General features: G+C 61.7%; 22 protein-coding genes and 1 pseudogene. 17 read left to right on the top strand and 6 right to left on the bottom strand.

The window, feature by feature from the left end:
• The first annotated feature begins 6 nt into the window (after window positions 1-6).
• The 11 genes and pseudogenes from AC1D0N_RS01825 (at window position 7) to AC1D0N_RS01775 (ending at window position 11230) form a co-directional block, all read left to right on the top strand.
• Window positions 7-663, top strand: coding sequence for an amino acid ABC transporter permease (locus AC1D0N_RS01825; RefSeq protein ID WP_477240789.1), 657 nt, complete (start codon window positions 7-9; stop codon window positions 661-663).
• Window positions 660-1307, top strand: coding sequence for an amino acid ABC transporter permease (locus tag AC1D0N_RS01820; protein WP_477240787.1), 648 nt, complete (start codon window positions 660-662; stop codon window positions 1305-1307). The genes AC1D0N_RS01825 and AC1D0N_RS01820 overlap by 4 nt, the downstream gene beginning before the upstream one ends.
• A gap of 70 nt (window positions 1308-1377) precedes the next feature.
• Window positions 1378-2466, top strand: coding sequence for an ABC transporter substrate-binding protein (locus AC1D0N_RS01815; protein WP_477240785.1), 1089 nt, complete (start codon window positions 1378-1380; stop codon window positions 2464-2466).
• A 131-nt stretch (window positions 2467-2597) separates the two neighbouring features.
• Entirely contained in the window at window positions 2598-3635 is a 1038-nt protein-coding gene (locus tag AC1D0N_RS01810) for an ABC transporter ATP-binding protein (RefSeq protein ID WP_477240783.1), read from the top strand.
• Complete coding sequence (locus tag AC1D0N_RS01805) at window positions 3632-4486, top strand: ABC transporter permease (protein ID WP_477240781.1); 855 nt, start codon at window positions 3632-3634, stop codon at window positions 4484-4486. The genes AC1D0N_RS01810 and AC1D0N_RS01805 overlap by 4 nt, the downstream gene beginning before the upstream one ends.
• Entirely contained in the window at window positions 4483-5286 is an 804-nt protein-coding gene (locus AC1D0N_RS01800; protein ID WP_477240779.1) for an ABC transporter permease, read from the top strand. The genes AC1D0N_RS01805 and AC1D0N_RS01800 overlap by 4 nt, the downstream gene beginning before the upstream one ends.
• Before the next feature lie 58 nt (window positions 5287-5344).
• Window positions 5345-5563 (top strand): annotated as a pseudogene (locus AC1D0N_RS01795) (ABC transporter permease subunit); the annotation flags it as partial.
• 286 nt (window positions 5564-5849) lie between these two features.
• The gene (locus tag AC1D0N_RS01790) at window positions 5850-6575 is read left to right on the top strand and encodes a hypothetical protein (RefSeq protein ID WP_477240777.1); all 726 of its coding nucleotides are present in this window, start codon (window positions 5850-5852) and stop codon (window positions 6573-6575) included.
• A 7-nt stretch (window positions 6576-6582) separates the two neighbouring features.
• Entirely contained in the window at window positions 6583-9648 is a 3066-nt protein-coding gene (locus tag AC1D0N_RS01785) for an OmpA family protein (RefSeq protein ID WP_477240775.1), read from the top strand.
• Between the two features lie 13 nt (window positions 9649-9661).
• Complete coding sequence (locus tag AC1D0N_RS01780) at window positions 9662-10156, top strand: Rab family GTPase (RefSeq protein WP_477240773.1); 495 nt, start codon at window positions 9662-9664, stop codon at window positions 10154-10156.
• Window positions 10157-10159: 3 nt separating this feature from the next.
• Window positions 10160-11230 (top strand): adenylate/guanylate cyclase domain-containing protein, encoded by a 1071-nt coding sequence (locus tag AC1D0N_RS01775; RefSeq protein WP_477240771.1) that lies wholly within the window; start codon window positions 10160-10162, stop codon window positions 11228-11230.
• A gap of 249 nt (window positions 11231-11479) precedes the next feature.
• Here the strand turns inward: AC1D0N_RS01775 and AC1D0N_RS01770 are convergent, their stop codons facing one another.
• The 3 genes from AC1D0N_RS01770 to AC1D0N_RS01760 all read right to left on the bottom strand — a co-directional run bounded on the left by AC1D0N_RS01770 (window position 11480) and on the right by AC1D0N_RS01760 (window position 15969).
• Entirely contained in the window at window positions 11480-12547 is a 1068-nt protein-coding gene (locus tag AC1D0N_RS01770) for a cyclic nucleotide-gated potassium channel (RefSeq protein WP_477240769.1), read from the bottom strand.
• Between the two features lie 221 nt (window positions 12548-12768).
• On the bottom strand, window positions 12769-14286 hold the full coding sequence (locus AC1D0N_RS01765) for an adenylate/guanylate cyclase domain-containing protein (RefSeq protein WP_477240767.1): 1518 nt from the start codon (window positions 14284-14286) through the stop codon (window positions 12769-12771).
• A gap of 279 nt (window positions 14287-14565) precedes the next feature.
• On the bottom strand, window positions 14566-15969 hold the full coding sequence (locus AC1D0N_RS01760) for an MATE family efflux transporter (RefSeq protein WP_477240765.1): 1404 nt from the start codon (window positions 15967-15969) through the stop codon (window positions 14566-14568).
• Window positions 15970-16219: 250 nt separating this feature from the next.
• Here AC1D0N_RS01760 and AC1D0N_RS01755 point away from each other — a divergent pair, with 250 nt between their 5' ends.
• The 6 genes from AC1D0N_RS01755 to AC1D0N_RS01730 all read left to right on the top strand — a co-directional run bounded on the left by AC1D0N_RS01755 (window position 16220) and on the right by AC1D0N_RS01730 (window position 22645).
• Window positions 16220-17137, top strand: a complete 918-nt coding sequence (locus tag AC1D0N_RS01755) for a helix-turn-helix domain-containing protein (RefSeq protein ID WP_477240763.1) — start codon at window positions 16220-16222, stop codon at window positions 17135-17137.
• 240 nt (window positions 17138-17377) lie between these two features.
• Complete coding sequence (locus AC1D0N_RS01750; protein WP_477240761.1) at window positions 17378-18649, top strand: ABC transporter substrate-binding protein; 1272 nt, start codon at window positions 17378-17380, stop codon at window positions 18647-18649.
• Window positions 18650-18768: 119 nt separating this feature from the next.
• Window positions 18769-19635 carry a carbohydrate ABC transporter permease gene (locus AC1D0N_RS01745; protein ID WP_477240759.1) on the top strand — a complete coding sequence of 289 codons (867 nt, stop codon included), beginning with the start codon at window positions 18769-18771 and terminating at the stop codon, window positions 19633-19635.
• 11 nt (window positions 19636-19646) lie between these two features.
• On the top strand, window positions 19647-20459 hold the full coding sequence (locus AC1D0N_RS01740; protein ID WP_477240757.1) for a carbohydrate ABC transporter permease: 813 nt from the start codon (window positions 19647-19649) through the stop codon (window positions 20457-20459).
• A 15-nt stretch (window positions 20460-20474) separates the two neighbouring features.
• The gene (locus tag AC1D0N_RS01735; RefSeq protein WP_477240755.1) at window positions 20475-21521 is read left to right on the top strand and encodes an NAD(P)-dependent alcohol dehydrogenase; all 1047 of its coding nucleotides are present in this window, start codon (window positions 20475-20477) and stop codon (window positions 21519-21521) included.
• A gap of 8 nt (window positions 21522-21529) precedes the next feature.
• The gene (locus AC1D0N_RS01730) at window positions 21530-22645 is read left to right on the top strand and encodes an ABC transporter ATP-binding protein (RefSeq protein ID WP_477240753.1); all 1116 of its coding nucleotides are present in this window, start codon (window positions 21530-21532) and stop codon (window positions 22643-22645) included.
• On the opposite strand, the gene AC1D0N_RS01725 is transcribed toward AC1D0N_RS01730, so the two are convergent.
• From AC1D0N_RS01725 to AC1D0N_RS01715, 3 genes are read right to left on the bottom strand one after another with little or no spacing between them, the layout of a single operon-like run.
• Complete coding sequence (locus AC1D0N_RS01725) at window positions 22638-24224, bottom strand: FGGY-family carbohydrate kinase (protein ID WP_477240751.1); 1587 nt, start codon at window positions 24222-24224, stop codon at window positions 22638-22640. The genes AC1D0N_RS01730 and AC1D0N_RS01725 overlap by 8 nt on opposite strands.
• Complete coding sequence (locus AC1D0N_RS01720; RefSeq protein ID WP_477240749.1) at window positions 24221-24904, bottom strand: HAD family hydrolase; 684 nt, start codon at window positions 24902-24904, stop codon at window positions 24221-24223. Before AC1D0N_RS01720 ends, AC1D0N_RS01725 begins: the two co-directional genes overlap by 4 nt.
• A gap of 18 nt (window positions 24905-24922) precedes the next feature.
• Window positions 24923-26401 carry a mannitol dehydrogenase family protein gene (locus tag AC1D0N_RS01715; protein ID WP_477240747.1) on the bottom strand — a complete coding sequence of 493 codons (1479 nt, stop codon included), beginning with the start codon at window positions 26399-26401 and terminating at the stop codon, window positions 24923-24925.
• Between the last annotated feature and the right edge of the window lie 28 nt (window positions 26402-26429).

The raw sequence follows: 26429 nt of genomic DNA, 5'->3' as shown, positions 1-26429 counted from the left end.
TGTGCCGTGGCCTTTGCTTGGCTTCCAGGTGCTGTGGGCGACATCGCACGCGGAGCGCTCACGACGGTCTTGCTGATCGTCGTGACCACTCTGGTGGGAACGCTGCTCAGTATCCTCGGCGCGGCTGGCCGGCGAAACGGCCCGCCGCTCGTGAAGCGAGCGATTGCCATCTATGTCGAGGTGATGCGCAACACGCCGTTCCTGGTGCAGCTGTTCTTCATCTTCTTCGGGCTACCCAGCCTTGGCGTCAGGCTCGATCCGATCCTGGCGGCGATGCTGGCAATGACGCTCAACATGGCGGCCTACACGATCGAGATCGTCGGCGCCGGGCTTGACGCGGTGCCGCGCGGGCAGACGGAAGCAGCCCTCGCATTGGGCTTGAGGCCACGCCAGGTGTTCATCAAGATCGTGCTGCCGCAGGCGCTCAAGGTGATCTATCCCGCGCTGACCAGCCAGATCGTCATCATGATGCTGGAGTCCGCCGTGGTGTCGCAGGTTGCGGTTCGCGAGCTGACCTACGAGGCCGACATGCTGCAGGCCCGCACCTTCCGCTCGTTCGAGACCTATCTCGTTGTGACGATGGTCTATCTCGTCCTGTCGATGGCATTGCGCCGGGTGCTGGTTACAGGCGGGCGCCGCGTGTTGGGGGCTGGCGTGTCATGATCGAATTCACCTTCTGGGACATCGTGCGCAACCTTCTGCTCGCCGCCCGCTGGACGGTGCTGTTGTCGCTGGCCGCCTTCATCGGCGGCGGCATCGTCGGCATGGTGGTGCTGTTCTTCCGCATCGCCAAGAACAAGTGGAGCCAGCGGATTGCCTCTGGCTACATCGCGCTGTTCCAGGGCACGCCGCTGTTGATGCAGCTGTTCCTGATGTTTTTCGGCCTGCCGATGCTGGGCCTGCGCATCGAACCGTGGACCGCCGCCGTGCTCGGCCTCACCTTCTTCGCCAGCGCCTATCTCGCCGAGATCTGGCGCAGCGGCGTCGATGCGCTGCCGCGCGGCCAGTGGGATGCCGGCGCCAGCCTCGGCCTGCACTATCTGCAGGAGCTGAGGCTGATAATCCTGCCGCAGGCCTTTTCGATCACCCGCGCGCCGACAGTCGGCTTCCTGGTGCAGCTGATCAAATCGACGGCGCTGACCTCGATCATCGGCTTCGAGGAACTGGTCAGGACGTCCAACGCCATCAACAACGCCACTTTCGAACCGTTCAAGGTCTATGGGCTGGTGGCGCTGATCTTCTTCGTCATGTGCTTTCCGCTGACGCAATACGCCCGCACGCTCGAGCAACGAGCGGCGGCCCACTGAGCCGCCAGGCGGCGGACACTGGATTTAAGGGAACCAGCCGGAGCTCCGGCATCAACAGAGGAGAAACCAGATGAACAGATTGATCGCAACACCGGTCACCCGGCGCAGCCTGCTTGGCGCCGGCCTTGCCACCGCCGGCGCGCTTGCCATGCCGTCGATCCTGCGGGCGCAGGACAAGTCGCTGAAGGTCGGCGTCTATGGCGGCTACTTCAAGAAATCCTTCGACGAGCATGTCTTCCCCGATTTCACCAAGGCCACCGGCATCACAGTCGAGTCCGTCGCCGAACCGACCGGCGAGGCCTGGCTGGTGCAGCTCGAACAGGCGGCCAAGGCCGGCCAGGCCCCGGCCGACCTTTCGATGATGTCGCAAACCTCGACGCTGAAGGGCCAGTCGACCGAACTCTGGACGCCGCTCGACACCTCGAAGTTCAAGCACTATGGCGACCTGTTGCCGCGCTTCATCAACAAATATCCGGATGGCCGCGTCGCCGGCATCGGCGCCGTCGCCTGGTGGATCACGCTGGTCAGCAACACCGACGTCTACAAGGACGCGCCGACATCGTGGGCAGCCCTGTGGGACAAGGCCAACGAAGACAAGCTCGGCCTGCTGGCGCTTGCCTCCAACTCGTTCCTGCTCGAAGTGACGGCCAAGACCTTCATGGGCGGCACCAACGCGCTCGACACTGAAGAGGGGCTGAACAAGGCGTTCGAGAAGCTCGCCGAGGTCAAGCCGAACGTCCGCCTGTGGTATCGCGACGAGGCGCAGTTCGAGCAGGCGCTGAAGTCGGGCGAGATCCCAATGGGCCAATATTATCATGACGTTACCGGGCTCGCGGTCGCCGACGGCTTCCATGTCCGTTCGACCTTCCCGAAGGAAGGCGGCATCCAGGATTCCGGCAATTGGGTGCTGTCGCGCGCCTCGACCAAGGTCGACGAGGCGCATGTCTTCATCGACTATATGAGCCAGCCTTCGATGCAGGGCGTGATGTCGCGCAAGGTCGGCACCACGCCGACGCTCAAGAAAGAGGTGCTCGACCTGACGCCGGAAGAGTTCGCCTCGGTGTCGTCGGAGATCGAGCCGATCATTCCGCGCTACGACCTCTACACGTCGAAGGCCGACTGGATAAACCAGAAATGGACCGAGCTTATCGTCGGGTGAGCCCCGAAGAACTCGCCTGACCCCGCATATTGCCTCTCCCCTGACAGGGGAGAGGCCGCCGATCGCCGAATTCCCATCGCGAAGTGGGGAAACGACCATTCGCAATATTCTCCGGTTTACAGGATCAACTCATGTCCGGACTAGACATCAACGCCATCACCAAGAAATTTGGCAATTTTGCCGCCGTCGACAATGTCCAGCTGAACGTGCCGCACGGCACCTTCGTCTGCCTGCTCGGTCCCTCGGGCTGCGGCAAGACCACGCTGCTGCGCATGATCGCCGGGCTGGAGGAGCCGACCAGCGGCGCCATCGTGCTCGACGGCGAGGACATCACACCGCTGCCGACGCACAAGCGCAATCTCGGCATGGTGTTCCAGTCCCTGGCGCTGTTTCCGCATCTCTCGGTCGGCGACAACATCGCCTATGCTCTGCGCATTCGCGGCGCTTCGAAGGAAGAGCAGAAGAAGCGCGTCGACGAATTGCTGACACTGATCCATCTGACCGGCTTCGCCGACCGGCCGGTGGCCAAACTGTCCGGCGGCCAGCGCCAGCGCGTGGCCATCGCCCGCGCCTTGGCGCTGTCGCCAAAACTGTTCCTGCTCGACGAGCCGCTGTCGGCGCTCGACGCCAAATTGCGTGAAGCCATGCAGGTGGAGCTGCGCCAGTTGCAGCAGCGGCTCGGCATCACCACCATCGTCGTCACCCACGACCAGCGCGAGGCGATGACCATGGCCGATCTGGTCGTGGTCATGGGCCATGGCAAGATCCTGCAAGCGGCGCCGCCGATCGAGATCTACCGCAAGCCGGCCGACGCCTTCGTCGCCGACTTCATCGGCATCACCAATCTGTTGCCGGCGGAACTCGACAGCGCCGGGCGCACCACTATCCTCGGCACTGCCATTCCCGGCCTTGCCATGCCGGCCGGCATGACCAAGGCCTCGGTGTCGATCCGGCCCGAGGACGTGCATCTGGGCGAACCCGGCAGCCGCGCTATCACCGGCCAGGTGAGCTTCGTGCGCGATCTCGGCGGCACCATCGAGACCTTCGTCGAGGTCGGCAGCACCAGCATCATCGCCGTGACCACGCCGCGCGAGCGGCTCAACGTTGCGGTCGGCGCCAAGGTCGGCGTCGTGCTGCCGCCCGAAAGCTGCGTGGTGCTCGGCTCATGAGACGCGAAGCCCCAAGGTCGGTAGCCGACTACACACCTTTGTTCTTTCCGGGTCTGATGCTCGTCGTCTTTTTCGTCGTGCCGTTCTCGACGATGATCGCGGTGAGCTTCTTCAAGCGCAACCCGGCCGGTTTCTACACGCCGGATTTCGTCTTCGACAATTACGCCCGCTTCCTGTCGGTATTCTTCGGCGGCGTGCTCGGCTTCTCGCTGATGCTAGCGGTGCTGGTGGCCATCTGCTGCGTCGCAATCGCCTTTCCCTTCACCTATCTCCTGACCAGGCGGCCGCGCACCGTGCAGACGCTGTGGCTGGTCGGGCTGCTGTCGGTGCTGTCACTGTCGGAAGTCATCATCGGCTTTGCCTGGTCGACGCTGTTCTCGCGCACCGCGGGGATCACCAATCTGTTCGTGGCGCTGGGGCTGATGGACAAGCCAATGGCGCTGCTGCCTACCTTCGGCGCCGTGCTGACCGGCATGGTCTACCAAGCGCTGCCCTACACCATCCTGGTGCTCTACCCCGCCCTTGTGCGTCTCGACCCGACACTGCTCGAGGCCGCGCGCACGCTTGGCGCTTCGCCGATCCGGGCTTTTTTCAATGTCGTCGCGCCGGCGCTGCGAAACACCATCGTGGCGACGCTGATCATGGTCTTCGTGTTCGCGCTCGGCTCCTATCTGTTACCGCAAATCCTCGGCCGGCCGCAGCACTGGACGCTGTCGGTGCTGATCACCGACCAGGCGATCTACCAGTCGAACATGCCGTTCGCGGCAGCGATGGCGGTGTTCCTGGTGCTGATCTCGCTGGCGCTGGTCGGCATGATGCTGCTCGTCGGACGCCGGGAGAACGCGCTATGATCGAGACCTTGCTTCGCCGCTTTTATTTCGTCGTCGTCGCGTTATTCCTGGCAGCGCCGCTGATCGTCGTTGCCGGCGTCTCGGTCAACGAGAAGCAGGATCTGGCCTTCCCGCCAGTCGGCTTCTCGCTGGCCTGGTACGGGCAGATCTTCAACGATCCGGAATGGCGGCTGGCGTTGATCCATTCGGTGACGCTGGCTGTCTGCTCGGCGGCGATTGCGGTCGCCATCGCATTGCCGCTGGCCTGGTTCCTGTGGCGGCGCATCGCGCCATGGGCGAACATTTTTCAGGTGCTGGGGCTGGCGCCGTTTATCCTGCCGCCGGTGATCACGGCGCTCGGCTTCCTCACCTTCTGGGCGACGGTCGGGCTGTTCGGCCAGTTCTTCACCGCCATCATCAGCCACGCCATCTTCTTTGTGACGCTGCCGCTGGTGACGCTGTCGCTGGGTTTTGCCTCCATCGACCGTTCGCTGGTCGAGGCAGCCGCGACGATGGGCGCCGACGACCGCACCGTTTTGAAGACCGTCGTGCTGCCGCTGATCCTGCCTTACCTCGTCTCGGGCTATGCCTTCGCCTTCGTGCTGTCGCTCAACGAATACATCGTCGCCTACATGACGATCGGCTTCACCACCGAGACGCTGCCGATCAAGATCTTCAACGCGCTGCGCTACGGCTACACGCCGACCATGGCTTCGGTGTCGGTGTTCTTCGTCGCGGTGGCGGCCCTGGTGTTCGGTTCGATTGCCAGGTTCGGCGACATCCGCCGGCTGCTCGGCGCCATGTCGTCCGATGGCAACTGAATGCATCCATGCAAAAGCAACCCCCGACAATTGGTCAAGGCCTCCTTCGAGCCGTTCAATGGTCGGCGTGCCCGTACGCGTGGCGAAGAGCAAATGGTGCACTGTCACGGTAATCGTAATCCCAAGAACAAAATGGAGCCGGCGTGTCGCTTTCGGCTACATCGCGCTGTTCCAGGGAACGCCGCTCTTGATGCAGCTGTTCCTGATGTTCTTCGGCCTGCCGATGCTGGGCCTGCGCATCGAGCCATGGACGGCCTCCGTGCTCGGCCTCACACTGGCGCAATACGCCCGCACGCTCGAAAAGCAGGCGCCGAAGCGCTGAGCCGCAAGCATGTTGTGTTGATCGGTATCGACGGCGAGAGCGCAGAGAGATGGCGGACCGTCACTGCTTCGACGACCGTGCCCGTGCTGCCTTTGATCCCCGACTAGCCGCGGCCGTCCGCTTTTAAGATGGCATCGCCCCCCAAACCTCCATTTCTGAGTCGGCGACGCAGCGCGCGGCTGCCGCACGAATCGGCTTAAGTCAAGAAGATTCCAGCTTGCGAGCCGGGTATTTTGCTGACATGCTCAATTTTTTATGGGGTTTTGCACCGTGGCAGGTGTTCAAATGGAAGGGCAAAAGCATGGCAAAGGAATCTTCGAATACCGCTTCTTCTGAAAAGAAGGCGGACGCAAATCTGATAGGTAACGCAGAAGGAAACGGGCTGAACTTCATGGGAGTCCAGGCTCGCGAAAACGGAGGCCCCGGCGACGCTGTAGGTGTCGACAAGATACGTGACCTGCTGTTCGGTAACCAGATGCAGGACTATGACCGTCGCTTTTCCAAGCTTGAAGAACGGGTCTTGCAGCGCTTCAAGGATGTCGAATCCGAAGCCAAGCGCAATCTCGACATGTACGAGTCAAATGCAAAGAAGCAGGTCGATTCGCTTGCGGGGCAATTGCGGAGCGAAAAAGATTCACGAGCCGATGCTGACAAGGAGATTGACCGGAATCTTCGCGAGCAAAACCAGGCACTTGAAAAGCAGGTGCGCGCGTTGTCGGATCAATTGAGCGCGCTTGAGCGCGACGTTGCAGACCGGATAAATCGAAACGATCATTTGCTGCGTGAGGAAATCAAGCAGAAGAATGAAGGCGTTCAGATGCTGATAGAGAAAATGTTTGCCGATGTCAGCAACGTCAAGACCGACCGAAATCTCTTGGCTGGCCTGTTTGTCGAGGTTGCAAAATGTCTGAACCAGGATCCCGTCGGCAGCAAGGGCAACTCGGACCGTAGTTGGAAAGTGAGTTGATGGGACCTTGACGTCAACCGTCGACCCAATCAACCTTCCGCAAAGAACAGCCTCGAACGATACAGAGATTGATCGCGAGGCTCTGGCTCGTCTTTTGATCGAAATTGCCCGGAACGTTGATCCGGACTACCGTGCGCGTTTCGACGGAGTTCCAACCGCCGATCCTCGCATGGAAACGCTGCGCCAGTTGCTGGTCAGCCGCGAAATTTCGGAGCTTTCACGGGTTACGCATCTGCTCGACGAACCCGAGCAGCTTGCGGCAGCAGTGGGCGACGTTCTCCCCAGTGCAGCCGCACGAGCGCCTCATGCGCAGCTCGGCGAGGCCCTTGCGCCAGCTGTCGAAAGGGCTGTGCAACGGTCGATCCAGAAGAGCCCGCGCACGCTGACGGATATATTATACCCGGTGTTTCTGCCGGCAATTCGCAAGTCGATCGGGGAAAAGATCGACCAGACCTTTCAGTCGCTGAATGAAACTTTAAGACATATATTTACCTGGCATGGTCTCAAGTGGAGATTTGAGTCCTGGAGGACTGGCGCCAGCTTCTCGGAAGTTGTTCTGAAGCATTCTCTTGTCTATCGCGTAGAACATGCCTTTCTCATTAGCCGCAATTCCGGGCTATTGATTGCGCATGTAACTGCCGATAATGCAACGAGCGAAGACCCTCAACTCATTTCCTCGATGCTTAGTGCAATTCAGGATTTTGTGAAAGACTCATTTAACGAGAAAGAGCAGAGCAGCCTGGACACTATTCGTTTTGGCGACCTTCGTCTCTGGTCAGAAGTTGGACAATTTGCGACTTTGGTTTCGGTAATCCGAGGAAATCCGCCAGAGGAATTACATGAAATAGTTCGCGATGTATTGCTTCGTATCCATGAGGAATCCTCAGAGGTTTTGGCGGAGTTTGACGGCGACAGTTCGCAGCTGGCCGGCGTAGAGTCGCAGTTGCAGACATGCGTCGAGCTGAAGCAGGAGGAATCGAACCAGGGATTTCCGTGGCTGGTGGTGACTGCGGCCCTGCTGCTTTTGAGTCTGGCAGGCGGCTGGTTCTTTCTTTCCTGGCAATCCGGGCAGCGCTGGCAGGCCTATGTATCGCGACTGGGGACCCAGCCGGGCATCATCGTGGCCGAACAAGAGATACGCGGTGGCCAATTCTACATTGCCGGCCTGAGGGACCCGCTTGCCGCCGACCCACAGTCGCTGTTGTCGGGAACGCAGGTCGATCCCGCCCGCGTTCATTCGCAGTGGCGGTTCTATCAGAGCATTGAGCCGGAGTTCGTGTTGAAGCGGCTGACGGCGTCGCTGACTCCGCCGGATACAGTACGACTTTCGATCGTCAATGATCGCATCGTTGCCGAGGGTGAGGCTCCCGACACGTGGATCAACCGGGCGCAGGCCGCCGCCCAGCAACTTTCGGCGGGCGGACCGGAATTCGACATCTCCAAGGTTCGCGATGTGAGCCCCGAAGCACGCGCGGCGGAGCACTGGCAGGCCTATGTATCGCGACTGGGGACCCAACCGGGCATCATCGTGGCCGAACAAGAGATACGCGGTGGCCAATTCTACATTGCCGGCCTGAGAGACCCGCTTGCCGCCGACCCGCAGTCGCTGTTGTCGGGAACGCAGGTCGATCCCGCCCGGGTTCATTCGCAGTGGCAATTCTATCAGAGCCTTGAGCCGGACTTCGTGGTGAAGCGGCTGACGGCGTCGCTGTATCCGCCGGATACAGTACGGCTTTCGATCGTCAATGATCGCATCGTTGCCGAAGGTGAGGCTCCCGACACGTGGATCAACCGGGCGCAGGCCGCCTCCCAGCAGCTTTCGGCAGGCGGACCGGTATTCGATATCTCCAGGGTCCGTGATGTAAGCCCCGAAGCACGCGCGGCGGAGCGCTGGCAGGCCTATGTGTCGCGACTGGGAACCCAGCCGGGCATCATCGTGTCCGAACAAAAGATACGCGACGGCCAATTCTATATTGCCGGCCTGAGAGACCCGCTTGGCGCCGACCCGCAGTCGCTGTTGTCTGGAACGCAGGTCGATCCCGCCCGGGTTCATTCGCAATGGCAATTCTATCAGAGCCTTGAGCCGGAGTTTGTGTTGAAGCGGCTGACGGCGTCGCTGTATCCGCCGGATACAGTACGACTTTCGATCGTCGATGATCGCATCGTTGCCGAGGGTGAGGCTCCCGACACCTGGATAGATCGGGCGCGCGCAGCGGCCCGACAGCTTTCGGCAGGCGGACCGGAATTCGACATCTCCAAGGTTCGTGATGTGAGCCCCGAAGCACGCGCGGCGGAGCACTGGCAGTATTATGTGTCGCGACTTGAGGCCCAACCGGGAATCATCGTCGCCCAACAAACGGCGAGGGGCGGACATTTCTACATTTCCGGCCTGAGAGACCCGCTTGCCGCCGACCCGCAAGCTCTGCTGTCCGGAACGGAGGTTGATCCTGCCCGCGTTCATTCACAGTGGCAATTCTATCAGAGCCTTGATCCGAAGTTCGTGGTGAAGCGGCTGACGGCGTCGCTGACCCCGCCAAAATCGGTCCGCCTTTCGATCATCCAGGGTCGCATCGTTGTCGAGGGCGAGGCTCCTGCCACGTGGATCAACCGGGCACGGGACGCCGCCGAACAACTTTCAGCGGACGGAGTGGTTCTGGATGTCTCGCAGCTGCGTGAGCTGAACCTTGCAGAACTTAATCATTTGCGAGAAGCCATCCAGGCGACCGATATTTTCTTCTCTTCCGGCAAAGTTGTGCCGGGACCAGAGCAGACGCCGGTTCTCGACAGATTGGCGGATCAACTAAAGGAATTCGCCCAAAATGCCCGCAAGTCAGGCGTAACGGCGCGGTTCATGTTGACCGGGCATTCGGACACCACGGGCCGTGAGACGGCCAACGCGTCGATCAGCGCCGCCCGCGCCGAGACAGTTCGTGCGCTTCTCAACAAGCGCGGCGTCGCTCCGGAACTGCTGCTGGTTCGGGGCGCGGGCACCTTTGAGCCGGCAGTGCCTGAAAATAGTCAAACTGGTAGCTCCATCAATCGCCGAGTTTCGGTTACGGTAAACCTGGACTAGGGCGGAGCCCAAGATGTTGCAAAAAAAGATCTGTATGTTGGGCGGGTTCTCCGTCGGAAAGACGAGCCTGGTTCGCAGGTTTGTGCAAAGCATCTTTTCAGAAACCTACCTGACCACGGTGGGAGTGAAAATCGACAAGAAGAGTGTCGCACTCCCGGACAAAACCGTGGATCTGATTTTGTGGGATTTGGCCGGCGAAGACGATATCGGCTCATTCCGCGTCAGCCATGTGCGAGGTGCGACCGGGCTCGTGCTTGTCGTCGATGGAACCCGCGCCGCTACTCTTGCCGCAGCGCTCACGCTGCGCGAGCGGGTCGAGGCCGAATTCGGCGCTATGCCGTTTGTATTGCTGTTCAACAAATCCGATCTGGCCGATCGGTGGGAAATATCGGATAGCGAGATTGACGAACTGAGGCAACGTGAATGGCAGATCTATCTAACAAGCGCGCTTTCGGGCGAACATGTCGATGATGCGTTTCTTCAACTTGCTTCGATGGTCACCAAATAGACCATGCATAGATTGCCAAGAGAAGTCGGAAGCTGGATTTACAATTTCTTCTACAACGAGCACTCTATCGCATATGTGAAAATTGACGCCCAGCTTTGCATAGCGGCGAAGGGCGGTAACGTTAAACATTACGGGCTCTCATCCCTTCGCATCGGTAAGCCTGTTACCGATCAGCTTGAATTCATGGAAGGTTTGCTGCCTTGCCCGGAGCTTCCATATCATATGCCCATGGTCGAACTGCCCAGCGGGCGTGTCGCGGACCTTCATCTTTTTGCTGACGATGCCTGCGTGTGGCTGCTCTTTCTTGATGCCACTGCCGAACGCGACAACAGGCAGCGGCTGCAACAGAAGGCTTACGAAATGACGCTCCTGCAAGAGAGGGAGCGTCAACTCAACGAGAAATTACAATCGATGAACGAGGCGTTGAGGAAGAGCCAGGAGGGATTGGCGCATGAATACCAGCGTGCCGAGACCCTACTCCTCAACATTCTTCCGGCGTCGATCGCGGAGCGGTTAAAAGCGCACGAACAAATTGCAGACAACCACGCAGAGGTGAGTGTGCTTTTTGCCGACATCGTTGGTTTTACGGAAAGAGCGCGGAGCGTCGGAGCCGAGACGACGCTCGCTATGTTGAATTACTTCTTCAAGGCGGCGGATCTGCTCTCGGAACGATACGGCTGCGAAAAGATCAAGACAATCGGCGATTGCGTGATGGCGGTCGCTGGCCTGCCCGTCGCGCGATCCGATCATGCAGAAGCCCTTGCCCACTATGCACTTGAACTGCGGAAGGCGGTGAAGCGCGAACGCTTCGCAGGAGAACCGATAAGACTCAGAATTGGAATTCACTCAGGACCAATCGTCGCGGGCGTCATAGGCGAAAGGCGGTTTGCCTATGACCTGTGGGGCGACACCGTTAATCTCGCCGCACGTATTCAAACGTCCGCGGAGCCCGATGAAATCCGTATTTCGGATGCAACTCGCAAACTGCTTGGACCAGATTTTGCTTGCGACCCTCTCGAGGAAACGGAATTGCGTGGTACAGGTCGTGTGCGAATGTGGCGGCTCCCGGCCTGATTTGCCGCTTGGCAGTGCCGACCCTGGAGCGCATCGCATCTCAAGCTAGGTGCGCAAGCACTCGACCACCGAGCGACCGTCAAAGGATCCTGAGATTAAACGTCCGCTCTCGTTCTTCCCTGCATCACCATGCAGTTCCAGCCGACCACCATCGGCAGGCAATTGGCAACCTGCCATCGCATCCTGCTCCTGACGCCTCAGGATCGATGATACACCATTACAGTCCGGGGCTGCACAAACCTAGTACGGTCAAGCCATCGGTGCCGCGCCGCGCCGCTCGAGCGCGGTCTTGCGGATGATCTCCGCGATCTCCGGGCTGCTGCCGCACAGCATCTGGAAATCCGCCGAGTGCAGCGACAGGAGTGAGACCACCGTTGCGGCGCTGACGGTCGCCATACGCGGTTCGCCGCTGATCAGCGCCATCTCGCCGAAGAAGGCGCCAGGGCCAAGCTCCACCGGATTCGGCGTCGCGACGCTGACGCGCCCCTCCACGACGAAGAACATCCGATCACCGGTCTCGCCAATGCGGCAGATCACGGCGCCCGCCGGCACCGTGCGAGGTCTTAACGCGCGCACGATCTCGACCAGCACGGCCGGGCCGAGCTTCTGAAACAACGGCACGGCGGCGACCAATTGCCAATTGCGGACGAAATCCCCGCGACGGACTTCTTGATAGAAGCCCGTGGCAAGAATGCCGGCCCAGAGCCCGAAGATGCCGATGCCACTCATCATGACCGCCCCGGCAAGGACGCGGCCGGCGAAGCTTTGCGGGATAGTGTCGCCATAGCCAGTGGTGGACAGCGTGACCACCGCCCACCACATTGCCTGGGGGATGCTGCCGAACTTTTCCGGTTGGATGTCGCGCTCGATGACATAGGCCGCGAGCGCGACAGCGAACAGAACGACGCCGAAGACCGTGGTGACGCCGATCAGGTTGCGCGCTTCGCTGGCCAGGACCCTGCCCAGCAGCGGGAAGAAAGTCGAGTCGCGCAGCGGTTTCAGCAGCCAGACAGCACAGTAGAGGCTCCGGTCGGGCGTGCCGACGAGCAGAAATGCGGCAAGTGGAACCAAAACCGCGAGCACATCAATGACGATTGCCGGCGTCCTGTCCCGAACCCCGCCCGCCCGGCGCTTGAGCAGCGTCGCGGCCAGTTGCAGGAGATAGGCGCCCCAGATGACAGCGAGCAGGGCAGCCAGAGCCAGTCTGCTTCGTCCGGACATGTCCGGTATTGTGAGCGCAGCCACCGCCAGCAACCCTGGCGCAGCCAGCACCGCGTTGAGCGGCGCGTAAATTCTTAAGAAAGGCAGTACCGACATTCTATGCCCACGAGCGGCTACTACCTTCCAAAATAGATGCCTTCAAGGCAAGCGCAAAGGTGCTTGCTGTCGCTGCGATGTTCTGTGCATCACCAACGGTGAACTCAGATGTCCCGGATTGCTTCGTGACCGGACGTGAACAGACAAGCCATAACCGACGAGAATGACCCGATCCGGACAATTGTAACAGCGACGGAAAACTGAAATATCGGGACGTCGCTTCACTCGAGCCCGATCCACACAAAGCCGTCCTGCTTTCGACAGGGGTATACGATCAGCTTTGCGCGGTTTTTCGAAATGTTACCCGCGAATTCATAGCCCGGCGCGGTACCATCCTGCTGCAGCCGCGCCCAACCCCTGATTTCGCCAGTAGACAGGTCGAAACAACTCTGATGCCAGCGGCAGACCAGGCCAAGATCTGCGGTGATCGTGCTCTCCGTGTGTGGGAGCTTCAGCTTTTCGGCCTGAGCGGAGCTTCGGCGCTCGTAGAACGGCAGATGAAGATGCGGGCAGGCATTGTTGAAGGCGCAATAGCTGTCGGATCCGCGAACGACGACGATGTCGTAATCTTCAAAATCGAGAATCCGGCGTTCATATGGCCCAACCTCGTCTTCGGCAAAAGCGCGAACCCACCTCCTGCCGCCGTGACGGATGGTTTCGCGAAGCCCCTTGGCATTCAGGTCGGCGTCAATTTCGGGCTTCAGCCTGACGATTTCGAACAGGCTCGTGCGCTCGCCGATACCGCGAAGGCGTACCCTGACGAAGTCGCCGATTTCCACCTTGTCGGCGATCTGGTCGCGGAGGGCCTCGGATATCAGCAGTCGCGTACCGGCATCCTTATTGGCGGCCTCGACCCGGCTGGCCAGATTTACAACGTCGCCGATGGCCGTGAGACGTTCGTGTCCAGCAAAACCCAATGTGCCGATGACGGCTTCGCCATAGTTGAGGCCGATACGAATATCGAAATCGATGCCATACATCGAGGCAAAGAACGGCTTCAGACGATCGACTGTGGCGAGGGTCTGAAGTGCGGCGTTTACGGCGCGGAGCGGAGCGTCGGGCTGGTCGTCGATACCGAATATTGCCATGAGCCCATCGCCGATCAGTTTGTCGATGAAGCCGCCATTCTGCTCGATGATGTCGCCGACCTGGGCAAAGTAGCGATTGAGCAGATACATCACGTCGTAGGGGGAAAGCCGCTCCGACAGCGCTGTGAAATCGACAATGTCGCTGAAGAAGACCGCAACATGCCTTGCTTCGCCGCAACGCGTGGCGGCAGAAGTGCCAAGCTGGCTGGTGATCATCATGTCGGTTTCGTCTAGCACCAGGCGTCGGACGCGAAGCTCGCCTTCCGGCCTGAGCTGACAGGCCAGCCGAACCTCATCGGCCAATCTCAACCGGTTCGCCATCAGGGTTTCGTCCGGATTCCGGTCCGGGCAAGCCTCAATGCCGTCGAGAACCCAAACGCGGCATGTCGAGCATTTCGCCCTGCCACCGCATGCGTGGGCAAATGGCACGCCCGATCTGAGAGCCGCCTCAAGCAACGTCTCATCCGCGGCCACGTCGAAATCCACTCCGTCGGGTAAAGCGGTTACTTTGGTCATATCACCGAACACAGGTCCGTCGCGTAACTGGCTTGTCAGTGTAGCACCAATCGGCTCAGGCGATAGAATCGTGCAAAAATTCGGGCACCGACGAAGCCGAAATGGTTCCGTTGCGAAGATCGTGAGCTGGTGCACTCTCTGTTGGCTGGCGGGGCGATGGAAGAAACCGACGCAGCGATGTGATTGCGTCCGAGCCTCTGACCCACCGCGGTCCGACGACAGGCTCGGCTAGTCTAGCCCCAGCGCTCTTTGCGAGGAACGACCGCTCTGCATCGGTGGTGATCGTCCGCCTGCCGGAACACGAATGTCGGCTCGTGGCGCTCAGCGGACCCTTCGATGGGCTATCACGGCGCGCCGTTTATTTAGCCACAATGTCAGGACATCGCGGCCGCCGGGCGTCGGCGGCCATCCGTTTCAATGCCCGAAGGATAGCTGCGGCACGATCCGGTCGCGGCGCAGCCAGCGCGCCAGCAGCAGCGCCGCCACCACGGCCAGTCCCGAGGCCAGGCCGATCCAGATGCCGACGCCGCGCAAGCCGAAATGGAAGGCGAGCAGCACGCCGAGCGGCAGGCCGACGCCCCAATAGCCGATCGCGGCATAGATCATCGGCACCTTGGTGTCGTGCAGGCCGCGCAGCATGCCGGCGGCCACGGCTTGCGCACCGTCGAAGATCTGGAACAGCGCGGCAAACGCCAGGAACGACACGGCAAGCGCGACCACCCTGGCATTGGCCGGATTGGCGAGATCGATGAAGGCGCTGATCAGGAGATGCGGCCACAGGATCATCGCCAGCCCCATCAGCGCCATGAAGGAGACGCCAATGACAAAGGCGGTCCAGCCGGCGCGGCTGACACCCTCCGGATTGCCGGCGCCATGGGCGAGGCCGACGCGCACCGTCACCGCCTGGTTGAGGCCGAGCGGCACCATGAAGGAGATCGAGGCGATCTGGATGGCGATGGCGTGCGCTGCCAGCGAGGCCGCGTCGATCAGGCCCATCAGCAGCGCCGCCGCGTTGAAGATCGTCACCTCGAAGGCTAGAATGCCGGCGATCGGCAGGCCGAGCCGCAGCAAGCCCTTGAAGCGCGGCCAGTCGGCGCGCCAGAAGCGCCCGAACAGGCGGTAGCGCCGGAACTTTCTCTCGAGCATCACCACCACGGCCAGGCCGACGAACATCAGCATGCTGGACAGGGTGGTGGCGAGGCCGGAACCGGCAATGCCCATCGAAGGAACGCCGAGATTGCCGAACATGAACAGCCAGTTGAAGAAGACGTTGCAGGCGACGGCGACGAAGACGATGACCAGTGCCCAGCCCGGCCGCTCCAGCGCCGAGATGAAGGAACGCAGCACGATATAGCCGTAGAAAGGCAGCACCGCCCATTCCAGCCAGCGCAGATAGATGCCGGCCTGATGCGCCAATGCCGGCTCCTGGCCCATGGCGAGCAGAATGGCCTCGCCATGCCAGAGCACGAACCAGATGGGAATGCAGATCAGGATCGCCAGCCACAGGCCCTGGCGCACGGTGCGGCGCAGGTCGCGCACCGAATGGCGGCGGCGGCCAAGTTCGGTGGCCATCATCGGCGAGGTCGCCAACATCAGGCCGAGGCCGAAGATCAGCGGCATGAAATAGAGGTTGGCGCCGAGCGCGCCGCTGGCCAGCGTGTCCGGCCCCAGCCGCCCCATCATCATGACATCGGTGGCGGTCATCGCGGTCTGGCCGAGATTGGTCAGCACCATCGGCCAGGCGAGCGCCAGCGTCGCCCTGATTTCCTGACGCCAAAGATTTTCCGGTGCGCGAGCACCGGCCTCGATCGCAGACATTTTCCGCTCTTTCCAGATACGGCACGTCGGCAATGAGCCGGAAGCCGCATATCAAACGGCAAAACCTTCGGTTTCGCGGCGTTTGGGCCGTCTTTTGAACGAAACACTAGACGAAGGCAAGGGAGGAGGGATGGTGAGCGATTGAGCCAGAGGCGAGCCGGGAGCCGCCGGTGCCGCGTTCACTTGCAGGCCCAGGGCTGCTACGGATTGCCCGGCATATCGGCAGCCGACGCAGTGCCGGGAGGTTTGGATGCAGTTCAGACAGCGAAAAAACCCGGCCGCGATCCCGCGAACAGCGCCGTCCTTCGAGCATATCGTCACCGAGGCGAGCGACAGTTTCCTGTGGCGTCTCGACGACTATCCGTGGGAACGCAACGTCTGGAACTTCCACCCGGAATATGAAATCCACCTGCTGCGAAAATCCTCCGGCGTCGCGCTGGTCGGCGACCATATCGGCGAATTCGGCCCGGGCTATCTCTCGATCGTCGGCGGCGGACTGCCGCATGACTGGGTCACGGCGGTGCAGCCGGGCGAGCTGATCGAAGGCCGCGACATCGTCCTGCAGTTCGATGCGCAAAGGCTGCGCGGATCGGCAGGCCTTTTGCCGGAACTGCGCGAGCTGGAACCGTTTTTGGAGCGGTCGCTGCGCGGCATCGTCTTCCATGGCTACACGGCGCTGAAGGGCGCCGAGATGATGGAACGGATGGGCAAGGTGCATGGGCTCGCCCGACTCTGCCTGTTCCTCGAACTGGTGGATCTGCTGGCCAGAACCGACGAATATGAATTGTTGTCGTCGCCGGATTTCTCGCCGGTTCTGGATGCCGTTTCGCTCGACATCGTCCAGCGCACGCTGACCTATCTGTTCCAGCACTTCGCCGAAGATTTGAAACTGCCGGAAGTGGCGGAACTGGCGGGAATGAGCGAGAGCACGTTTTCGCGTTTCTTCCAGAAGAACACCGGCAACAGCTTCAGCGACCACCTTGCCAAGCTCCGGCTCTGGCAGGCCTGCAAGCTGCTGGCGGACACCGATATTGCCATCACCGACATCTGTTTTCAGGTCGGCTACATGAACATCTCGAACTTCAACCGGGCCTTCATGCGCAAGCACAAAATGACGCCATCGTCCTATCGCCGGCTGTCGCGGCAGCGGCTGACAATGCGGGCTTAAGCACCCTCAAAAACACCGCTTCAGACTCAACCAATACTTGTGTGACGAGGTCTGCAAGTCTGCGCCGGTTTTTGCGCTGCACAATGCATAAAAGTACAGGTCTGGTGCAACGGGGCTTCTAGCATGGCCCGCCGCAACTCCGCATCTTGGCGATGGGTGGCTTGTCGCTCGGGCGATAGTGAGGATCGCACAACCCGAGGACTTGCGCTTCCTGCGAGTGTTCCTGGAGGAGAAAAGATCATGCAACCAATTCGGCTCGCTGCGAGCTTGAGCGCAGCTTTCATGCTTTCCGCTACCGTATCCACCGTGGCCCTGGCGCAGGCGCCGGTCTGCTCGGCGCCGGTCAAGGTGCTGGCGCAGCCACGTGACGGCCTGACCCTGCTGGAGGACTCGAAGGACGAGTTCCAGAAGCTCGCCGGCGCCAGCTTCCAGATCGACTACCTCAACGAAAACGACCGCCGGGCCAAGTCGCGCGCCGATGCGTCCACCGTCGGCAACTACAACGTCTACTATGTCGATGAAGCCAACGTCGCTTTGTTTGCCTCGTCGAAATGGATCGTGCCGCTGACCGACTATTATCCGGCTGACTACGACTATGCCGACTTCGATCCGGGCCGCCAGAAGGTCGCGACTTATGATGGCAAGGTCTGGTTTGCGCCGCTGACCGGCGGCGGCGACCTGATGGTCTACCGCAAGGACGTGCTGGAAGCCGCCGGCATCCAACCGCCGAAGACGCTGGACGAGCTGATCGCCGCCGTGCCGAAGCTGACCAATCCGGACAAGGGCATGTATGGCATCGCGCTGCGCGGCGCGCGTGGCTCAGGCGCCAATGTCTGGCGCTGGATGCCGTTCTTCAAGGCGTATGGCGGAAAATGGTTCGACGGCGACAAGCCGGCTTTCAATTCGGACGCCGCCATCAAGGCGACCGAGACCTATCTGCAGCTGTTCAAGGATTCTGCACCCGGCACGCAGACAGGCAGCTGGGATGAGTCGACCGGCGCCTTCCTGTCCGGCCAGGTCGCCATCCTCGTCGAATCGACGCCGCTGTCGGGCATGTCGGTCGATCCGAAGACGTCGCAAGTAGTCGGCAAGGTCGGCTTCCTGCCGCCACCGTCGCCGCTGACCGGCGGCGGCTACGGCCATGGTCTCGCCATCGCGGCGAAAGCCAATGCCGATGACGCCTCCAAGAAATGCGCCGGGCTGTTCATCGCCTGGGCGACGTCGAAGGAAAACGAGAAGCGCCGGCTCGATGCCCACCAGTTCGGCGAACTCAACCGCACCAGCATCCTGTCCAGCAAGGAATTCGCCGACATCTACGGCGCCGATCTCGGCCAGGCGCTGGCGGAGACCGGCAAGGTCACGGCTGTCAACTTCTGGCAGGACCCGCGCTGGCCGGATCTCGGCGACCGCTGGGGCATCATCCTCGAGGAGCTGGTCACCGGCACCCGCACCGACATCAAGGGCGGCCTCAACGAGCTTGAAGCGTATGCCAACGAGCTGGTGAAGAAATAAGCTATCCTCCCCCTGCGGCGCGCGATCCGCGGCATTCGAGCGAATGTCGGGATCTGTGCGCCGCAGGATTTCCGCGCTCCATGCCAGCCAAGCGTTCGAGACACGCGAGATAGATACCGATGCCGCGACGTTCCTCCCTGCCGGTCACCTTTGTCGTTCCGACGCTCGCCATCCTTTTGGTGCTGTCGATGGTGCCGACGCTCTATGCGATCGTCATCGCCTTGCAGAACCGCGAGCTGAGCTCGGCGACCTATTCCTATGTCTGGTTCTCGAATTTTTACGACCTGTTCTTCGACCGCCGCTTTCTCAACGCCGTCTGGGTGTCGGTGAAATGGGAAATCGTCACCGTTGTCGCCACCATGGCGGTGGCCATTGGCCTCGGCGTGCTGATGTTCGAGGTCGCGTCACCGCGCCTGCGCAATTTCTACTGCCTGCTGTTCATCATCCCGGTGCTGCTGCCGCGTGTGTCCGCCGCCTTCGTGTGGAAGTTCGCCTATCATCCGCTCTACGGCATCGCCACCTACCCCTACAGGCTGCTGACCGGCGGGCTGATCTTCGATCCGCTGTCCAAGCCGTCGACGGCTTTGTTTGCCGTCGCCTCGGTCGATGTCTGGCAATGGGGGCTGTTCTTCGCCGTCATCGTGCTGAAGCTTCTGGAAACCCTGCCACCGCAGCCGATCGAGGCGGCGCGGCTCGATCATGCCAAGCGCTGGCAGATCCACGCCTATGTCACCTTGCCGATGCTGAAGGCGCCACTGATCAGCCTGATGTTCGTCAAGATGATCGAGTCTCTGCGCTCCTTCGACCTGATCTATGTGATGACCCGTGGCGGACCGGGCGTCGCCACAGAAACGCTCGATATGTACGCCTTCTCGCAAGGCTTCATCGAATCCGGCAAGGTGTCCTACGCCTCGGCAATGGCCGTGCTGATGATGATTGCCACCGTCATCACCTTCACCATGTTGTGGAAGCGGGTGCAGGCATGAGATCATCTCGCATGAAACCGGGCCGCCTGATCGCCAAAGCCATCCTGGCCTTTGCCGGCTTCATGGCGGTGTTTCCGCTCGCCTGGACGGCGCTCAATTCGCTGAAGAACAATGTCGACATCATCACCCGCGTCCCACGCCTGGTGTTCACGCCGACGCTCGGCAACATCAGCTATATTCTCGGCCGCGACAGCGTCATGACCGGCCTGCACAATTCAGTGATCGCCTGCGGCGTCGCGGTGCTGATCGGGGTGGTGCTCGGCCTGCCGGCGGCTTACGCGGTGGCGCGCTACCCCAACCGCTGGGCCGGGGACATCCAGTTCTTCGTGCTGTCGCTGCGCTTCCTGCCGCCGGTGGCGGTCGCCATCCCGCTGATGGTGATCTGGCTGCAGATCGGGCTCTACGACACGCTGGCGGCGCTGATCGTCACCTATTCGCTGCTGACCATCTCGGTGATCATGTGGCTGGCCATTCCCGCCTTCCAGGCCGTGCCGAAGGAGGTCGAGGAAGCCGCCTTCGTCGACGGCTACGGCGCCTATTCGGTGTTCTGGAAGATCGCGTTGCCGGTCGCGGCACGCTCGCTGATCGGCGCGGTCGCCTTCAGCTTCGTGCTGGTCTGGAACGAGTTCCTGATCGCGCTGATGCTGTCGAGCTCCAACGCCAAGACATTGCCGATCGTCGCCTCGGAACTGTCGCAGCAAGGCATGAACGTGCCGTGGGGCATCCTGAATGCCTCGGTCGTGCTGTTGTCGCTGCCGCCGCTGTTGTTTCTCGGCGTGCTGAGCGGTTTCCTGAATTCCGTTTTCCGGCAAAAAAAGACTTGATGCGAGGACGATCCAATGCGGGCTTTGGTACTTGAGAAAAAAGGCGAACTTGCGCTGCGCGAGATTGCGTTGCCGCTCGATGTCGGGCCGGACGATGTCAAAATCGCCATCCACACGGTCGGCGTCTGCGGCAGCGACGTGCACTATTACACCCACGGCGCCATCGGCAGCTATGTCGTGCGCGCGCCGATGGTGCTGGGTCACGAAGCCTCTGGGACAATCGTCGAGGTCGGCGCCAATGTCAGGACGCTGAAGGTCGGCGACCGCGTTTGCATGGAGCCGGGCGTGCCGAACATGTCGTCGCGGGCGACCAAGCTCGGCATCTACAATGTCGACCCGGACGTTTCCTTCTGGGCAACGCCGCCGGTGCACGGAATTCTTGCGCCCTATGCGGTCCACCCGGCTGCGTTCACCTACAGACTGCCCGACAATGTCTCGTTTGCCGACGGCGCGATGGTCGAACCCTTTGCCATCGGCATGCAGGCGGCGGCCCGCGCCCGCATCGTTCCGGGTGACGTCGCCGTCGTCGTCGGTTGCGGCCCGATCGGCATCATGATTGCGCTGGCGGCACTCGCCGGCGGCTGCTCGAAAGTGCTGATTTCCGATTTCTCCGCGCCAAAGCTCGAAATCGCGGCCCGCTATCCGGGCATCGTCCCGGTCAATGTCGGCGAGCAGTCGCTGGTCGACGCGGTTGCTGCAGCGACCGATAGTTGGGGCGCCGACATCGTGTTCGAGGCCAGCGGCCACCCGAAGGCGTTCGCCAATCTGTTCGACATCGTGCGCCCCGGCGGCGCGGTGGTGCTCGTCGGACTGCCGGTGGAGCCGGTGAGCCTGAACGTTCCGGCGGCGATTTCGAAGGAAGTTCGCATCGAGACGGTGTTCCGCTATGCCAACATTTTCGACCGCGCGCTGCAGCTCATCGCTTCCGGCAAGGTCGACCTCAACCCGCTGATCACCGGCACCTATGCTTTCTCCGACAGCATCAAGGCGTTCGAGCGGGCGGCGGCCGGCAGACCGGAAGACGTCAAATTGCAGATCCTGCTTTCTGGCGAGAAGGGCTGAGAGAAACCATGTCCGCGATTGTCTGTTCGAATGTCGACAAATCCTACGGCGCCACCACCGTCATCCGCGATCTGAACCTCAGCATCGAGGACCATGAGTTCGTCGTGTTCCTCGGCCCGTCCGGTTGCGGCAAGTCGACCTTGCTCAGGATGCTGGCCGGGCTGGAGGACATTAGCGGCGGCGAGGTCTCGATCGGCGGCAAGGTGGTCAACGATCTCGACCCGGGTGACCGCGGCATCGCCATGGTGTTCCAGAACTATGCGCTCTATCCGCATATGACGATCTTCGACAACATCGCTTTCGGCCTGAAGCGGCAGAAGGTGGCGAAGGCAGAGATCCAGCAGCGCGTCGAGGCCGTGTCGAAGACACTGGGTCTCGAACCCTATCTCGGCCGCAAGCCGGCCGAACTGTCCGGCGGCCAGCAGCAGCGCGTCGCCATTGCGCGGGCGATGATCAAGACGCCAAAAGTGTTTCTGTTCGACGAGCCGCTGTCCAATCTCGATGCTAAATTGCGCAACCATATGCGCATCGAAATCGCGCGGCTGCATCAGTCGCTGAAGACGACCACCGTCTACGTCACCCACGATCAGCTCGAAGCGATGACGCTTGCCGACCGCATCGTGCTGCTGCGGGACGGCAGGATCGAACAGATCGGTTCTCCGGCGGAAATCTACGAACGGCCCGGCAATCTGTTCGTGGCCGGGTTCATCGGAACGCCGAACATGAACTTCATCGACGTAGCGGTTAGCCGGAAAGGGAATGGCTGGGCGCTGACCAATGCGGAAACGGTGTTTACCATCGACGGCTCACGCTTCGATCTGCAAGGTGTCGATCGCGCGGTGCTCGGGATCAGGCCCCCGGATCTGAAGACCGCGGGCCCTGACGCCAACGGGAATCTCCTGCAAGGCACGGCCGATCTTATCGAGTTCCATGGCAACGATGCGCTGGTGATCTTCGTTTTCGGCGGCAAGGAAATCAGCGCGCTGGTGCCGACGCGCGAGTGCCCGGTCCTGCGCAGCCCCGTCCGCTACACGGTCGACGAACAGAGCCTGCATCTGTTCGATGCGCAATCCGGGGCGTCCCTGTTGAGACCAGACGCCGGCAAAAGCAGCCTGCCTATCTGATCGCGTCGAGCACCTGCCGCTGCCGGTGCATTTCGAGGAACACCTTGTAGTCGCGGTCGAAGCGTCCTGATGAGGCCGGGTTTGACGGCCGCTTCCTGCCGCCCTGCTGCATGGCGACGCAAGCGGCGTTCAGGTCGGGGAACAGCCCGGCGGCGGTGGCCGCGACCATGCCGGTGCCGAGCAGCACCGCTTCGTCGGCCAGCGGCTCGATGACCGTGCAGCCCGTGGCGTCGGCATAGAGCTCCATCAACAGCGGGTTCTTGGTATGACCGCCGGTGACATGCAGCGTGTCGATCAGATAGCCGTTTTCGTTCAGCGCCTCCAGCACATGGCGCACGCCAAGCGCGATGCCGACAGCGGTGCGCCAATAGAGCTTGCACAGGCTGTCGAAGGACGCATCCAGCGTCAGCCCGCTGACGACGCCGACGGCATGCGGGTCGGCGAGCGGAGAGCGGTTGCCGTGGAAGTCCGGCAGCACATGCAGCCGTGCGGCGAGATTATCGCCCTCGGCGGTGCGCAGTTCGGCGACGCGACGGGCGATCTTCGCATGCATCGCCGCATCCGGCTCGCCGCCGGCGCCGTGCCAGCGGATGATGTGGTCGAGCAGCGCGCCGGTGGCCGACTGGCCGCCTTCCGACAGCCACAGCTTGGGCAGGGCCGCGCCATAATACGGTCCCCAGACGCCGGCAAAGGGCTGCGGGTCGGGCGACATCGCCATGACGCAGCTCGACGTGCCGGCGATCAGCGCCAAGTGCCGGCCGATATTCTTCTCGTCGCCGGCAAAGCCGCCGAGCACGCCGAGCGCGCCGGCATAGGCGTCGATGACCCCGGCGCCGACGCGACATTGCTCCGTCAGGCCGAGTTGGCCAGCGGCTTGCGCGTTCAGCGCCCCTATATCGGCGCCGACCGGGCTCGCCGTCTCCGGCAGATTGCCATGTTCGAAAAGATCGCCGAGGCCGACGGTTTCAAAGAAGTCGCGCCGCCAGCCTGTCTGCTCATGCGCGAGATAGGTCCATTTGGCGGTCAGCGTGCATTGCGAGCGCGCCAGCGAGCCGCTCGCCTTCCAGGTCAGGAAGTCGGTGAGGTCAAATAGATAGCCGGCTTCATGCCACGTTCCCGGCAGCTTCCGCTTCAGCCACATCAGCTTCGGCGTCACCATTTCCGGCGACATGACACCGCCGATATAGTCGAGCACGGCATGACCGCTCATCGTGCATTCGTCGGCCTCGGCAATGGCGCGGTGATCGAGCCAGACGATGGTGTCCCAGCGCTTTTCGCCTGACACCGATACGCTGAGCTGACCGCCATCCCTGCCGCGCACCACCAGCGAGCAGGTGGCGTCGAAGGAGATGCCGACGATGTCCTGCGCCGCGACCGCCGCCTTTTCGCGGGCGGCGCGCACGGCAATGCAGACCGCCGACCAGATATCCTCGGAATTGTGCTCGGCGTGATCGGCCTTCGGCTGGTTCATGACGATCGGGTGCTCGGCGCGGCCAAGCAAGGTGCCTTTGGTGTCGAGAATGCCCGCACGGGCGCTCCCGGTGCCGACATCGACCGCGCAAACGAAGCTTTTCGTCAAGATGCTTTTACTCTCGCTCCCAGGCCTGCAATCAGATCGGGCAATTGCAGCATGTCAGCGAATATAAAGTCCGGTTCACTCGACGCAAGCCGCGCTTTCAGCGCCGGGTTGCCGGCGTGGGTGCCGCCGGTGAAGGCAAGCACGCGCATGCCCGCCGCCCGCGCCGCCGCAATGCCGGCCGGGCTGTCCTCGACGACGACGCATTGCTGTGGATGAGCCCGCATGCTGGCAGCCGCATGGAGAAAAAGATCGGGCGCCGGTTTGCCCTTTGCCACCATGGCAGCGCTGAACAAATGCGGCTCCAGCAGCCCGAGCAGCCCGGTGATGTCGAGCGCATAGCGGATGCGGTCGAGCGTGCCGGAAGAGGCGACGCAGAACGGCACGCCAAGCCTGGGCAAAACCTGGGCAATGCCGGGCATCGGTTTAAGCTCCTCGCGAAATTTGCGCATCAGTTCGACGCGCATTGCGGTCAAATGCTGGTCGGTGATCTCAATGCCGAAGCCGCGGCCAAGGATTTCGCGGACGCTCTTCATGCTCTTGCCGAGGAAGTGCTCGTAGGCGGTGTCCTCGCTGACATCGCCGCCGGCGAGCGCGATCATGCCGAGCAACGCCTTGACCGACAGCGCCTCGCTGTCGACCAGCACGCCGTCACAGTCGAAAATGACCAGCTCAGGCGCCATTGCCGTCATTGCTTCGTGTCAGAGCTTGCCGGCGATATAACGCGTCAGCGTCGCACGGGCGCCGTTGGCCCACAGCACGTTGAGCGCATGGGCAAAGGCGTCGGTGAACGCTGCGGAGCGGCCGACATCACCATAGATGTCTTCCATGGCGAGCCAGGCGCCGGGCGCATCCTTCGCCGCCTTTGCCGTCGCCTGCAGCCGGTCCCAATTGGGGTCGTTGGCTTCGATGACGGCGCCGCTGTCGGTCGTTCCGAAGCAATAGCGGCACCAGAGCGCCGATTCCAGCGCCAGACCGGTGACGCTTTTTCCCGCCTTCAGCCGGTCGGCGATGGTCGGGATGATGAATTTCGGCTGGCGGTTGGAGCCGTCGAGGCAAAGCCGGCGGATGGTGTCGCCGATCTTGGGATTGGAGAAGCGGCCCTCGATCAGCTGGTAGTAGTCTTCCAGCACGGTGTCCGGCACCGGCGGCACGGTCGGAATGATCTCGTCTCGCTCGAGCTTGGCGAGAAAGCCGCGCACCAGCGGCTCCTGCATCGCTTCATGGACGAAATGAATGTCCATCAAGCCGGCTGGGTAGGCGATGGTGGCATGGCCGCCATTGAGGATGCGGATCTTCATCAGCTCGTAAGGCGCGACTTCCTTCACGAACTGCACGCCGACCTTTTCCAGTGGCGGCCGGCCGGCGGTGAAGCGATCCTCCAGCACCCACTGCTTGAACGGCTCGCAGAACACCGGCCAGTTGTCGTCGAGGCCGAATTCGCTGGAGAGGATACCGCGTTCGCGGTCGCTGGTCGCGGGCGTGATGCGGTCGACCATGCCGTTGGGAAAGGCCACTTTCGTGCTCACCCAGTTTGCCAGGTCCTCGTCGATCAGCCGCGCCAGTCCGATAACCCCGTCCGAGGTGACATGACCATTGTGGGGGATGTTGTCGCAGGACATGACGGTGAACGGCACGATGCCGTCATCGCGGCGACGGATCAGTCCGGCAAGGATGAGGCCGAACACCGTCTTCGGTGTCGCACCCGGCTGCGCATCGGCGACAATGTCGGGATGGGTCGGGTTGAACACGCCCGACGCCGGGTCGATGAAATAACCGCCCTCGGTGATGGTGAGCGAAACGATCTTGATCGCCGGATCCGCAAGCTGATCGATGATCGCGGCGGCATCGCCGGGCATCAGGAAGTCGATCATGACGCCGGTGACGCGGGCGCTCATATGGCCACTGTCCTGCTCGACCACGGTGGTCAGCCAGTCCTGCTCGGCAAGCTTGCCGCGGCCGATCTTCTCGCCCTCGAACACGCCGGCGCCGATCAGCGCCCAATCGTGACCGACGCCGGAATTGAACAGATCGTCGAGATAGACGGCCTGGTGCGAGCGATGGAAATTGCCGACGCCGAAATGCACGATGCCGGCCTTGAGCGTCGAGCGATCGTATTTCGGGCCGGCGACCTTCGAGGGGAGCTTGGCGAGGACGGAAGACGAGAGTTTCATGGTCATCTGCTTTTACCCTTCGGCCGGGCTGCGG

It is taken from the genome of Mesorhizobium sp. P2_E10 (assembly GCF_056404235.1).
This window is presented reverse-complemented; position numbering and strand designations above follow the sequence as displayed.